General features: G+C 34.6%; 11 protein-coding genes. All 11 read left to right on the top strand.

The window, feature by feature from the left end:
• Positions 1-2: 2 nt before the first annotated feature.
• The 11 genes from ITJ86_RS14800 (at position 3) to ITJ86_RS14850 (ending at position 13,244) form a co-directional block, all read left to right on the top strand.
• Complete coding sequence (locus ITJ86_RS14800; protein ID WP_195872433.1) at positions 3-542, top strand: DUF3341 domain-containing protein; 540 nt, start codon at positions 3-5, stop codon at positions 540-542.
• A 1-nt stretch (position 543) separates the two neighbouring features.
• A complete protein-coding gene (locus ITJ86_RS14805) occupies positions 544-1,104 on the top strand; it encodes a c-type cytochrome (RefSeq protein WP_195872434.1) in 561 nt (186 codons plus the stop codon).
• Between the two features lie 21 nt (positions 1,105-1,125).
• On the top strand, positions 1,126-2,466 hold the full coding sequence (locus ITJ86_RS14810) for a quinol:cytochrome C oxidoreductase (protein WP_195872435.1): 1,341 nt from the start codon (positions 1,126-1,128) through the stop codon (positions 2,464-2,466).
• A 24-nt stretch (positions 2,467-2,490) separates the two neighbouring features.
• On the top strand, positions 2,491-3,549 hold the full coding sequence (locus ITJ86_RS14815; protein WP_195872436.1) for a cytochrome c oxidase subunit II: 1,059 nt from the start codon (positions 2,491-2,493) through the stop codon (positions 3,547-3,549).
• A gap of 30 nt (positions 3,550-3,579) precedes the next feature.
• Positions 3,580-5,376, top strand: a complete 1,797-nt coding sequence (locus tag ITJ86_RS14820) for a cytochrome c oxidase subunit I (RefSeq protein ID WP_195872437.1) — start codon at positions 3,580-3,582, stop codon at positions 5,374-5,376.
• Positions 5,377-5,553: 177 nt separating this feature from the next.
• Positions 5,554-6,576: a Holliday junction branch migration DNA helicase RuvB gene (gene ruvB, locus ITJ86_RS14825; protein WP_195872438.1), complete on the top strand. Its 1,023-nt coding sequence runs from the start codon at positions 5,554-5,556 to the stop codon at positions 6,574-6,576.
• 60 nt (positions 6,577-6,636) lie between these two features.
• The gene (locus tag ITJ86_RS14830) at positions 6,637-7,968 is read left to right on the top strand and encodes a cytochrome P450 (RefSeq protein WP_195872439.1); all 1,332 of its coding nucleotides are present in this window, start codon (positions 6,637-6,639) and stop codon (positions 7,966-7,968) included.
• Positions 7,969-7,970: 2 nt separating this feature from the next.
• Positions 7,971-8,897 carry a tRNA epoxyqueuosine(34) reductase QueG gene (queG, locus tag ITJ86_RS14835; protein ID WP_195872440.1) on the top strand — a complete coding sequence of 309 codons (927 nt, stop codon included), beginning with the start codon at positions 7,971-7,973 and terminating at the stop codon, positions 8,895-8,897.
• Positions 8,893-9,117, top strand: coding sequence for a TlpA family protein disulfide reductase (locus ITJ86_RS17635; RefSeq protein WP_195872467.1), 225 nt, complete (start codon positions 8,893-8,895; stop codon positions 9,115-9,117). Before queG ends, ITJ86_RS17635 begins: the two co-directional genes overlap by 5 nt.
• 255 nt (positions 9,118-9,372) lie before the next feature.
• Positions 9,373-10,575 (top strand): sensor histidine kinase, encoded by a 1,203-nt coding sequence (locus tag ITJ86_RS14845; RefSeq protein WP_195872441.1) that lies wholly within the window; start codon positions 9,373-9,375, stop codon positions 10,573-10,575.
• Positions 10,576-10,955: 380 nt separating this feature from the next.
• Complete coding sequence (locus ITJ86_RS14850) at positions 10,956-13,244, top strand: NADP-dependent malic enzyme (RefSeq protein WP_195872442.1); 2,289 nt, start codon at positions 10,956-10,958, stop codon at positions 13,242-13,244.
• Positions 13,245-13,256: the final 12 nt, after the last annotated feature.

Raw genomic sequence — 13,256 nt, forward strand, 5'->3', positions numbered from 1 at the left:
CTATGGAAGCTTCGAAAGTAATTCATGCTATTTATACAGATGATGATGTATTAATGTCAGCCGTTAAAAAGGTGAAAGCAGAAAGACATCACATTGAAGAGATTTATACGCCTTTTCCAGTTCATGGACTAGACAAGGCAATGGGACTAGCACCTACACGTTTGGCAATAACAGCGTTTTTATATGGATGTGTTGGATTAGCTGTAGCTACAGTTATGATGAATTTTATAATGATAGAAGATTGGCCGCAAGATATTGGTGGTAAACCAAGCTTTAGTTATATAGAAAACATGCCAGCCTTTGTGCCAATAATGTTTGAGCTAACGGTATTTTTCGCAGCGCATTTAATGGTTATTACGTTTTACTTAAGAAGTAGAATGTGGCCATTTAAAGACGCTGAAAATCCAGATCCAAGAACTACGGATGACCATTTCTTAATGGAAATCTCGGTTAATAATAACGAAGAATCATTAACTAATCTGTTGAAAGATACAGGTGCTGTTGAGATAAATATTATTGATAAAGATGAAGATGCACATTAATATGAAGATAGTCGCAAAATATATCGTAGTGTTAGGATTATTGGTAGGTCTTGTATCTTGCCAAGAGAATTCTAGGCCAAACTATCAATACATGCCAAACATGTATGAACCGGTTGGTTATGAAACATATCAAGAATCTGATGCTTTTGCAAATGGTAAACAAGGTCAGTTACCAGCTGAAGGAACAATACCAAGAGGAGATTTTATGCCTTTTGAAATAGAAAATACGACAGAAGGGTTTCAGTTCGCTAAAGAAAATTTAGAAAGTCCTCTAGATTCTAGTGCGGTTGATTATGAAAGAGGAGGACAACTGTTTGCCATTTATTGTGGTATTTGTCATGGAAATAAAGGAGATGGTCAAGGAAAATTGGTACAGCGCGAAAAGATTTTAGGTGTACCTAGCTATGATGATGTAGGTAGAGCGATTACAACAGGTAGTATTTATCATACGTTATATTATGGTAAAAATACAATGGGTTCTTACGCTAACCAATTAAATGAAGAAGAGCGTTGGCAAGTAGTTGCTTATGTTGAGAAACTTAAGGCTGATTTAGAAAAATAAGATTTAGATAAAGATTATATAATGGAATATAAAATTTCAAATCGATTAAGAATAGGAGCGATCATTTTAATGGTTTTAGGAGCATTAGGTGTTGGTTATGGATTCATTGATTCTCACAAGTCTTTTGAGGATGTCGAAACAATGCTAAGCGAAGAAAGTCATCACGGTGAAGTTTCTGAAGTTGCTTCTGTTGAGGAAGCTCATGGTGCTTCAAATGTAGAAGGTGATCATGCTGATGAACATAAAGAACATGTTGAGCACGTATTACACCAAGTTCATAATAGACCTTGGGCAGCATTGTATGTCGCAGGTTTCTTTTTCTTTATGATAGCCTTAGGAGTATTAGCATTTTATGCCATACAGCATGCATCGCAAGCAGGTTGGTCTCCAGTATTATTTAGAGTGATGGAAGGTATTACATCGTATGTTTTACCTGGTGGAATACTTCTATTAGTGGTAGCATTTTTTGCAGATAGTCATGTGTTTATATGGTTAACGGATGGAATGACTACGGAAGGAAGTCATAATTATGATGCTTTAGTAGCTAATAAATCGGGTTGGTTAAATAAAACAGGTTTCTTTATCAGAGCTATAATTTTCTTAGCAGGTTGGTCAGCGTATCAGTATTTTTCAAGAAAATACTCATTAGCACAAGACAACGCAGATATCAATGATAATAGTAACTTTAAAAAGAATTTCAGAATTTCTGCTGGTTTCTTAGTATTCTTTATTTATACAGAATCAGTAATGTCTTGGGATTGGATAATGAGTGTAGATCCACACTGGTTTAGTACTTTATTTGGATGGTACGTATTATCTGGTATGCTTGTATGTGGTGTTACTGTTATTGCTATGATATCGATTTATCTTAAATCTAAAGGCTTATTAGAATATGTTAACGATAGTCACATCCACGATTTAGGTAAATTTATGTTTGGTTTTAGTATTTTCTGGACGTACCTATGGTTCTCTCAATTTATGTTAATATGGTATTCTAATATACCTGAAGAAGTAACGTATTTTATAACACGTATTGAAGACTATAATTTACCATTTTTCGGTATGGTTGCATTGAATTTTATTTTCCCACTATTATTATTAATGAATAGTGATTTCAAACGTGTAAATTGGTTTGTAATAATGACAGGTATTGTAATTCTTGGTGGTCATTATTTAGATATATTTAATATGATTATGCCGGCAACCGTTGGTGACAGATGGTTTATTGGAATTCCAGAGATAGGATCAATTTTATTCTTTGGTGGATTATTTTTGCTTATCGTATTTACGGCACTTGGCAAGTATCCATTATTAGCAAAAGGAAACCCTTTTGTTAAGGAAAGTGAACATTTCCATTATTAATTTTAAATAAGAACAGAAACGATAATGACTGCTTTATTAACGATTATAATTGTACTTTTTGTAGCTGTTGCCTTATGGCAAATGGTGAAAATATTTGACCTAGCTCAGGTTGGAACGACTAATACGCAAATTGCGGATGATCAGGACAACAAGATAAATGCTTACCTAATGATGGGATTCTTAGTTTTCATCTATGTAATGACTATCCTTTGCTTTTGGTTTATTGGTGATCTTCCTTTAATGTCTAATGCTGCATCAGAGCATGGACAGGGGATTGATAATCTTATGATTATCTCTATGGTAGTGATCTTTATTGTTCAAACTATCACCCAATTTTTATTACACTATTTTGCTTATAAGTATAGAGGTGAGAAAGGTAAAAAAGCCTTGTTCTATGCTGATAACAATACTTTAGAATTTATTTGGACTGTTATTCCTGTTATTGTTTTGGCTGGTTTAATAATATATGGTTTATTCACTTGGAATGATATTATGAATGTCGACGAAGATGAAGATCCTATGGTTATCGAATTATATGCACAACAATTCAAATGGACGGCTAGATATAGTGGTAATGACAATGTTTTAGGAAAAGCAAACGTAAGATTAATTGATATTAATCGTGCTAATGTATTAGGAATCGATGAAGATGACCCTAATGCGCAAGATGATGTTATTGTTTCAGAATTGCACTTACCAGTGGGGCAACAAGTCGTTTTTAAAATGCGTTCTCAAGACGTATTACACTCAGCTTATATGCCGCATTTTAGAGCACAAATGAATTGTGTGCCAGGAATGGTAACGCAATTTGCATTTACTCCTACTGTAACTACTGAAGAGATGCGTCAGAATCCAGACATTATTGAGAAAGTAAAAAATATTAATGACCTTCGAAAAGAAAGAGTCGTTGAGATTGAAGAATCTGGTCAAGAATTATTGTACGAATTTGATTACCTTTTATTATGTAATAAAATTTGTGGAAAATCGCACTACAATATGCAAATGAAGATTATTGTAGAAACTCAAGAAGAATTTGATGCATGGATGAAAGAACAAAAAACATTCCCAAATTCATTAAATTAACAAAGGTTTTAAGAAAAAGATAAAGAGATTATGTCAGCAACAGTAGATACACACGTGCACGACGAAGACCACGACGTACATCATCACAAAGAAACATTTGTAACGAAGTATATCTTTAGCCAAGATCATAAAATGATTGCTAAGCAGTACTTAATTACAGGTACGTTAATGGGTGTTATAGGTGTTTTAATGTCTATTATGTTTCGTATACAAATTGCGTGGCCAGAAGAGCCAAACGTATTATTTGAAGCATTATTAGGAAAATGGGCTCCAGAAGGAGTTATGGATGCCGATGTATATTTAGCATTAGTAACCATACACGGAACCATAATGGTATTCTTTGTATTAACAGCTGGTTTAAGTGGTACGTTTAGTAACTTATTGATACCATTGCAAATTGGGGCGCGAGATATGGCATCAGGATTTCTTAATATGGTATCGTATTGGTTATTCTTTATATCTTGTGTTATAATGATAGGTTCATTGTTTGTAGAAGCTGGTCCAGCTGCTGCAGGATGGACAATTTATCCACCGTTATCGGCATTACCGATGGCTTCTGGAGGTTCAGGATTAGGTATGACCTTATGGCTTGTATCTATGGCTATCTTTATTGCCTCGTCATTGTTAGGATCATTAAATTATATTGTTACAGTTATTAACCTTCGTACAAAAGGGATGTCTATGACGAGATTACCTTTAACGATTTGGGCTTTCTTTGTAACAGCTGTTATTGGTGTGGTTTCGTTCCCAGTTTTACTTTCTGCTGCATTATTGTTAATAATGGATAGAAGTTTTGGGACATCATTCTTCTTATCAGACATATTCATACAAGGTGAAGTGTTACATTACCAAGGTGGTTCGCCTGTATTATTTGAACACTTATTTTGGTTCTTAGGTCACCCAGAAGTATATATCGTTATTCTTCCAGCAATGGGATTAGTATCTGAAATTATGGCATCAAATTCACGTAAACCTATATTTGGTTATCGTGCGATGATTGCTTCAATTTTAGCTATTGCATTCCTATCAACAATTGTTTGGGGTCACCATATGTTCGTATCTGGTATGAATCCATTCTTAGGATCTGTATTTACATTTACAACCTTATTGATTGCTATTCCTTCAGCTGTGAAAGCCTTTAACTGGATAACCACAATTTGGAAAGGAAATCTCCAAATGAATCCGGCCATGTTATTTAGTATAGGATTCGTTTCAACATTTATAACTGGTGGATTAACAGGAATTATTTTAGGTGATAGTGCATTAGATATCAACGTACACGATACGTACTTTGTTATTGCTCACTTCCACTTAGTAATGGGTATCTCGGCTTTATATGGAATGTTTGCTGGTATTTATCATTGGTATCCAAAAATGTTTGGTCGTATGTTAAACAAAAATTTAGGCTATATACATTTCTGGATTACCGCAATCTGTGCTTACGGAGTATTCTTCCCAATGCACTTTATTGGAATGGCAGGTTTACCAAGACGTTACTATACCAACTCTAGCTTCCCATTATTCGATGATTTAGCAAATACCAATGTGATCATTACCATATTTGCTATAATTGGTGGTTTAGCACAGATCATTTATTTATATAACTTTTTTGCCAGTATATTCTATGGTAAAAAAGCAGTTCAAAATCCTTGGAAATCTACAACTTTAGAGTGGACAACACCTGTAAAACATATACATGGTAACTGGCCAGGAGCAATACCTCATGTATACCGTTGGTCTTACGATTACAGTAAGCCAGGACATGAAGAAGACTTCGTTCCTCAAAATATACCATTAAAGGAAGGTGAAGAGGAATTACAACACTAAAATTTCTTTGAAAAAAGGGATCTCATTAAAGAGAATCACAATATCAAAGCCTTTCTGTTTTCAGAAAGGCTTTTTCGTTATATTTGTTTTCTTCTACGTTGTTTAAAGCGATGGGAAGATTATATATTTTTAAGCTCAGTATAACTCAATAAGATTCCTGCCTTCGCAGGAAGTAGCATGAACGAAAACCTAAATCCAAACAGCGATAATTTTAGTCCTGAAGAACTCGACGTTGAAAAGAAATTAAGACCTTTAACGTTTGAAGACTTTACAGGTCAGGATCAGGTGTTGGAAAACTTGTTAGTTTTCGTGCAAGCTGCAAATCTTAGAGAAGAAGCATTAGACCACACCTTATTTCATGGTCCTCCAGGACTCGGTAAAACAACTTTAGCACACATATTAGCCAACGAGTTAGATGTTGGTATAAAAGTCACTTCCGGACCTGTTTTAGACAAGCCAGGTGACTTAGCAGGGCTACTAACCAATCTCGATGACCGAGATGTGCTTTTTATTGATGAAATCCATAGGTTAAGTCCAATTGTAGAAGAGTATTTGTATTCTGCGATGGAAGACTATAAGATTGATATTATGATTGAATCTGGCCCAAATGCCAGAACGGTTCAGCTTAATTTAAATCCATTTACATTAATTGGAGCCACAACGCGTTCAGGCTTATTAACAGCACCTATGCGTGCACGATTTGGAATTCAAAGTAGACTTCAATATTATAAAACAGACTTACTAACCACCATCGTTCAACGTAGTGCTTCCATCCTAAACATGCCAATCACTATGGAAGCTGCTATTGAAATTGCAGGAAGAAGTAGAGGAACTCCACGTATTGCGAATGCTTTATTAAGACGTGTTAGAGATTTTGCGCAAATAAAAGGCAATGGCAAAATTGATATTGCCATAGCCAAATTTGCTTTAAAAGCACTGAATGTTGATGCTTACGGATTAGATGAAATGGACAACAAGATTCTAACCACTATAATCGATAAATTTAAAGGTGGTCCGGTTGGGATTACCACTATTGCTACAGCTGTTAGTGAAAGTCCAGAGACTATTGAAGAAGTCTATGAACCGTTTCTCATTCAACAAGGGTTTATTATGCGGACACCTCGTGGTCGAGAAGTCACAGAACAAGCTTACAAACATTTAGGGAAGGTGAAAGGCCCAACACAAGGAGGTCTATTTTAAAGTGGATAGTTCTTATGTGTAACCCGTTTTATACTTAATTTAAATATCACTAATTATACATTGAAATTAGAAAGCAACATACCTACAGTTCCTTTAAGTCGATTCTTTAAACATTCTTTAGAAATTTTAAAGAATCCATTGCCGTTTCATCATCAAAATTTTGAAGAGCAAGGAGATGTTTTCAGATTGAAAATCGGATTTAAAAATAGTGTTGTCTTTGTTAGAGATGCGGCATTCGCAGAATATGTACTTCAGAAGAATCAGAAAAATTATACCAAATCTAAAATCCAGACAGAGGATTTAGTAAAATATGTTGGTACCGGATTGTTAACAGCAGAAGGCGAGCATTGGAAGAAACAACGCAAACTTATTCAACCTGCCTTTCATAAAAAACAATTAGCAAATCTTTTAGACAGTATCAAAAATGCTATACTTTCTGAATATAGTAAGATTACAACGAATAAGGTTATAGATATATTTCCAATCTTAAATGATTTAGCGTTTCAAGCCGTTGTAAAATCCTTATTTAGTAGTGCGGCCAACCAAGATGATATTAACAGGCTTCAATATATCACAGAAGCTGCTCAAAAAATGTTGGTTAAAGAATTACGTCAACCTTATTTAGGTTGGTGGTTTAATGTTAGTGGAGAAATTCAAAAGCATATTGATTTAACTGGTGAGGCACGACAAATTTTAAAGCGTATTGTTAATGAACGAAGAGCGTCCGAAGTTAAGGAAAACGATTTATTAGACATGCTCTTAGACGCTAGATACGACGATGGTAACCCAATGGAAGAAGAGCAACTCATTGATGAGATCTTAATTCTATTCACAGCAGGTCATGAAACGACATCTAATGCGCTCACTTTTATTACGCAACTGTTAGCCTTACATCCCAAATGGCAAGAAAAGATTATAAAAGAACGGAGCAAAATTCTAGAGGATAGCGATGATTTAATGGATTTGGTCACCAAGTCAAAAGTCTGTCAGCAAGTCATTGAAGAGGGCATGCGTTTATATCCACCAGTTTATTTTATAGATCGTGTAAATAAGGAGGCAGATACTTTTAATGGTTTGCAAATAGAAGCTGGATGTAATCTTTTATTCTCGGTTTATGAAATGCATCGTCATCCTAAATTATGGGATCAACCCGATGCGTTTTTACCTGAACGGTTTAGTGAAGGAGGCCGTAAATTTTCTTCACACTATTTTCCTTTTGGAGCCGGTCCACGAAAATGTATCGGAAATAATTTCGCTATGTTCGAAATGATTATTGCGGTTTCAGAATTAGTTTCTGCCTTTAAAATAATTCCAACGTTTGATACCATTGATATCACACCATTAATTACCCTAAAGCCAAAAAACGCTTTTTTAAAGTTTGAAAAACGATAGTAGTGTTAAATCATAAAGCTAAATACACTGAAATTATTAAATCCGAAGCCAAACGCCTCGGATTTTTATCATGTGGTATTAGCAAAGCAGAATTCCTAGAAACAGAAGCACCAAGACTAGAAACATGGTTGAACAATAATATGAATGGGGAAATGCGCTATATGGAAAACCATTTCGATAAGCGTTTAGATCCAACCTTATTAGTCGAAGGTTCAAAATCTGTGGTGTCTTTATTGTTGAATTATTATCCTTCTGAAATACAGAATGAAGATTCTTATAAGCTTTCCAAATACGCCTACGGAAACGATTATCATCATGTGATTAAACATAAGCTGAAATCTTTATTATATTTTATTCAAGATGAAATAGGAGAGGTTGGTGGACGTGCCTTTGTAGATTCGGCGCCAGTGTTGGATAAAGCTTGGGCAGCAAAATCGGGTTTGGGATGGATAGGAAAACACTCTAATTTATTAACCCAACAAGTCGGTTCATTCTATTTTATTGCCGAATTAATTATCGATTTAGAACTAGAATATGACACACCAGTTACTGATCATTGTGGTACCTGTACAAAATGTATAGATGCCTGCCCAACAGAAGCCATTACCGAACCTTATGTGGTAGATGGTAGCAAATGTATTTCATATTTTACCATTGAACTGAAAGACAATATTCCAAACGACTTCAAAGGCCAATTTGACGATTGGATGTTTGGTTGCGACATCTGCCAAGATGTGTGCCCTTGGAATCGGTTTTCGAAATCACATAATGAACCGTTGTTTAATCCACATCCTGAATTATTGGAAATGACCAAAAAAGACTGGGAAGAAATTACGGAAGATACCTTTAAAAAAGTGTTTCAAAAATCAGCTGTAAAACGGACTAAGTTTGACGGTTTAAAGCGGAATATTAATTTTTTGAAGGATTAGAAATTTTTGGGCCAGTTGGTGCAGGCCTTGCATTGATGAAATAAAAAAAGAAACGGATTTTAAGGATGAATTAGCTATTGAAAACAATGTAGAGTGGATCTACCTCTCCATAGATAAAGATATAGAAAGTTGGAAAAAATCGAGAAGTGAGTTAAGCAAGTTTCTTAATGTCAGAAATCAATATTTAATATTAGGCGGAAAAAATACCTCTTTAGGTTAAGTACTAAAAGTTGAATTTATACCACGATAGGTCATTTTCAATTAAAATAATGAAATTGTTTTAGATAATGCACCACGTCCTTCTGATACGCATACTTTTAAAAAAATCATTGATGATGTTAGTTTAAGAATTAGTATTTCAATAAGTTAAAATAGTGAATTTGTGATTTAACAAGGTTTTAAATAATAATTTATGAAAATTGTATGACATGTGCTTAAGAGTAATGTTTAACTTTGGGCATTATAAATATTTATTATGATCGCCCCAAAGCCACACATAAATGAAGTACAACGCTTAAAGAATTTAGAATCCTATGACATATTAGATACCTTTCAAGAAATTGATTACGATAATATTACAGCCATTGCAGCAGAAATCTGTAACACTCCTATTTCACTCATTAGTTTTATAGATGATAAACGACAATGGTTTAAGTCACATCATGGGACAGACGAAAGCGAGACACCTAAAGAATATGCGTTTTGTGCGCATGCTATAAATGATGAACATAATATATTTATTATTCAAGATGCGAGAACAGATGATCGTTTTAAAAACAATCCTTTAGTTACTGGCGATCCTAAAATTGTGTTTTATGCTGGCGTTCCGCTTACTAGTGAAAATGGATTGCCCTTAGGGACCTTATGTGTTTTAGACGATAAGCCAAATTTACTCAGTCAGAGTCAACTAAAATCATTGTCGGTACTTTCAAATCAGGTAATGAATTTATTAGAACTTCGCAAAAGCAAGTCGTTATTAGATATCGCATTAAAGGATTTAGAAGAAAAAAATCAGGAATTAGAACGATTTGCGTATATCGCTGCGCACGATCTTAAATCTCCACTTATAAATATTGCTAGTTTAGCAGAATTATTCTTAGAAGACTATAAATTACAGATCGACAGTGATGGTATTGAATTGTTAGAAATGATAATTAAATCTTCAGACAACCTTAAAGAATTAATCAATGGACTTTTAGATTATAGTAGAAGTGACACCATTTTAAAGCAAAAGAAAACGTCCATTAATTTAGAAAAACTAAAGTCAGAAATTGAAGATCTGTTTAATTACGATCATAACCTTAAACTGGTTTTAAATTCATCTTTAACTCAAATAGAAACCAACAAAACAGCAGTCCATCATATTTTAATGAATTTGGTATCTAATGCTATAAAATATAGTGATAAGCCTAAAGTTGAGATTGAGTTAGGTGTATCTGAGACCCAAACACATTATGAGTTTTTTGTGAAAGATAATGGACCAGGAATTGCTTCTAAAAATCACAGTAAAATCTTTAATATTTTTGAAAAAGTAGCTAAACAAGATAGATTCGGTCTTGTAGGTAATGGGATTGGTTTAGCTACGGTGAAAAAGATAGTTGAAAAATCCGATGGGCAAATTAAGGTAGTATCTGAACTTGGTCATGGAGCAACATTTATTTTTACATTAGAAAAATAGTCGAAATTAAAGATATAAAAAGTAGGTTTAACACTAGTAGATTCTATTTAATAGAGGCTAAAGTGATTTAATGTATTTCTAATCTCCAGTTTATGAATGTTATTTCTATTAGAAATAATTTGCCAAAGATTGGGAAGAAATCACGGAAGATACCTTTAAAAAAGTGCTTCAGAATTCTGAAGTGAAGCGCACTAAGTTTGATGGTTTAAAGGGGAGTATTAAGTTTTTAAAGGGATAGTTACACTAATACCCTCTTGGTTTTTCAATTCTTATCGGTTTTTATCATTGTGATATGTAGAGATCTCATGTATTTAAATAAATATGACATCTATTTCGTGCATTCCTTTTCTTATCTTTGTAGCTTAATTCTTTTAAAGATTATGAGCAAACAAAGTAAACGTTTAGAAGCCCTAGTATATCATGCCAAACCAACTCCTGGTAAAATTAAAGTTGTACCGACTAAAAAGTATGCGTCACAACGAGATCTTTCATTAGCGTATTCTCCTGGTGTAGCAGAGCCTTGTTTAGAAATAGCTAAAGATGTAGAAAACGTTTATAAATATACGGCAAAAGGAAATCTAGTTGCCGTAATCTCTAACGGAACTGCAGTTTTAGGATTAGGAAATATTGGACCAGAAGCCTCTAAACCAGTAATGGAAGGTAAAGGTTTGCTGTTTAAAATATTTGCAGACATTGATGTGTTTGATATTGAAGTGGATACCGAAGATGTTGAAGCTTTTATTGCAACCGTAAAAAATATAGCACCAACTTTTGGAGGCATTAATTTAGAAGATATAAAAGCACCAGAAGCTTTTGAAATAGAACGTCGCTTAAAGGAAGAGTTAGACATTCCTGTAATGCACGACGATCAACATGGAACCGCAATCATTTCGGCAGCAGCACTTTTAAATGCTTTAGAAATTGCTGAAAAGAATATCGAAGAGGTTAACATTGTAGTGAGTGGAGCAGGAGCAGCTGCAATTTCTTGTACAAGATTATACCAAGCTTTTGGCGCTAAGCGCGAAAACATTGTGATGTTAGATAGTAAAGGTGTTATTAGAGATGATAGAGATAATTTAACATCTCAAAAAGCAGAATTTGCAACGCATCGAAGAATTGATACCTTAGATGAAGCCATGAAAAATGCCGATGTGTTTATTGGCTTGTCTCAACCTGATATTGTGACACCAGACATGCTAAAATCAATGGCAGCGAATCCTATTGTATTTGCAATGGCAAATCCTAATCCGGAAATTCAATACCAACTTGCTGTTGATACAAGAGACGATATCATTATGGCAACAGGTCGTAGTGATCATCCTAACCAAGTAAATAATGTGCTTGGTTTTCCATTTATTTTTAGAGGAGCGTTAGATGTGAGAGCGACAAAAATTAACGAGGCTATGAAAATGGCAGCCGTTAAAGCCTTATCTGATTTAGCAAAAGAATCGGTTCCAGAACAAGTTAATATTGCTTATGCGGAAACGAAATTGATTTTCGGAAGAGACTATATCATTCCAAAACCTTTTGATCCACGACTTATTTCTGAAGTGCCTCCTGCAGTAGCCAAAGCAGCCATGGAATCTGGTGTGGCTAAAGAGCCAATTGAAGATTGGGGTCGTTATAAAAACTCATTATTAGAGCGTTTAGGTTCTGATAATAAGTTAGTTCGTATGTTGTTAGGTAGAGCTAAAACAAACGCAAAACGTGTGGTTTTTGCAGAAGCAGATCAATTAGATGTATTAAAGGCTGCTCAAATTGCATATGATGAAGGTATTGCACAACCTATTCTTTTAGGGAGAAAGGAAACTATTGTAGAATTGATGACAGAAATTGAATTCGATGCAGATGTTCCGATTATAGATCCAAAATCAGATGAAGAGACCGAACGTAAAAATAACTATGCAAGAGCGTATTGGAAAAAACGAAAACGTCAAGGTGTAACCTTGTATTCTGCTGAAAAGAAAATGAGAGAGCGTAATTATTTCGCAGCCATGATGGTTAATGAAGGTGATGCAGATGCACTTGTTACAGGCTATTCGCGTAATTACCCTTCAGTGGTAAGACCAATGTTAGAGTTAATTGGGATGGCAGATGGAGTGACAAGAGTTGCAACGACCAATGTTATGATGACACAAAGAGGACCTATGTTTTTAAGTGACACGTCTATAAATATAGATCCTTCTGCTAAAGACATGGCTAAAATTGCAAGAATGACATCGCGTGTTGCCAAAATGTTTGGTATTGAGTCTGTAACGGCAATGATTTCGTATTCTAATTTTGGGTCTTCAGAAAATCCAAGAGCAGAAAAAGTAAGAGAAGCTGTGGCTTATTTGCATAAGGCTTATCCAGAGATGATAGTTGATGGTGAATTACAGACAGATTTTGCGCTTAATGCAAAGATGCTTCAAGACATTTTTCCGTTTTCAAAATTAGCAGGTCGAAAGGTAAATTCGCTTATTTTTCCAAATTTGGATGCCGCTAATATTACCTATAAATTATTAAAAGAGCTTAATAATTCTGAATCTATAGGACCAATTATGATGGGAATGCGTAAACCTGTTCATATTTTACAATTAGGTGCAAGTGTAGACGAAATTGTAAATATGACTGCAATTGCCGTTGTAGATGCGCAAGAAAGAGAAAAAAGACAGCACAAACAGGCGTAGGAATTGTTTTTA

The sequence above is a fragment of the Winogradskyella marina genome (assembly GCF_015645385.1).
Classification (GTDB): Bacteria; Bacteroidota; Bacteroidia; order Flavobacteriales; family Flavobacteriaceae; genus Winogradskyella; species Winogradskyella marina.

Bases quoted from the DNA above. Each gene is read 5' to 3' on its own strand.
- ITJ86_RS14800 (WP_195872433.1), top strand. From the start codon at position 3: ATGGAAGCTTCGAAAGTAATTCATGCTATTTATACAGATGATGATGTA.
- ITJ86_RS14805 (WP_195872434.1), top strand. From the start codon at position 544: ATGAAGATAGTCGCAAAATATATCGTAGTGTTAGGATTATTGGTAGGT.
- ITJ86_RS14810 (WP_195872435.1), top strand. From the start codon at position 1,126: ATGGAATATAAAATTTCAAATCGATTAAGAATAGGAGCGATCATTTTA.
- ITJ86_RS14815 (WP_195872436.1), top strand. From the start codon at position 2,491: ATGACTGCTTTATTAACGATTATAATTGTACTTTTTGTAGCTGTTGCC.
- ITJ86_RS14820 (WP_195872437.1), top strand. From the start codon at position 3,580: ATGTCAGCAACAGTAGATACACACGTGCACGACGAAGACCACGACGTA.
- ruvB (WP_195872438.1), top strand. From the start codon at position 5,554: ATGAACGAAAACCTAAATCCAAACAGCGATAATTTTAGTCCTGAAGAA.
- ITJ86_RS14845 (WP_195872441.1), top strand. From the start codon at position 9,373: ATGATCGCCCCAAAGCCACACATAAATGAAGTACAACGCTTAAAGAAT.
- ITJ86_RS14850 (WP_195872442.1), top strand. From the start codon at position 10,956: ATGAGCAAACAAAGTAAACGTTTAGAAGCCCTAGTATATCATGCCAAA.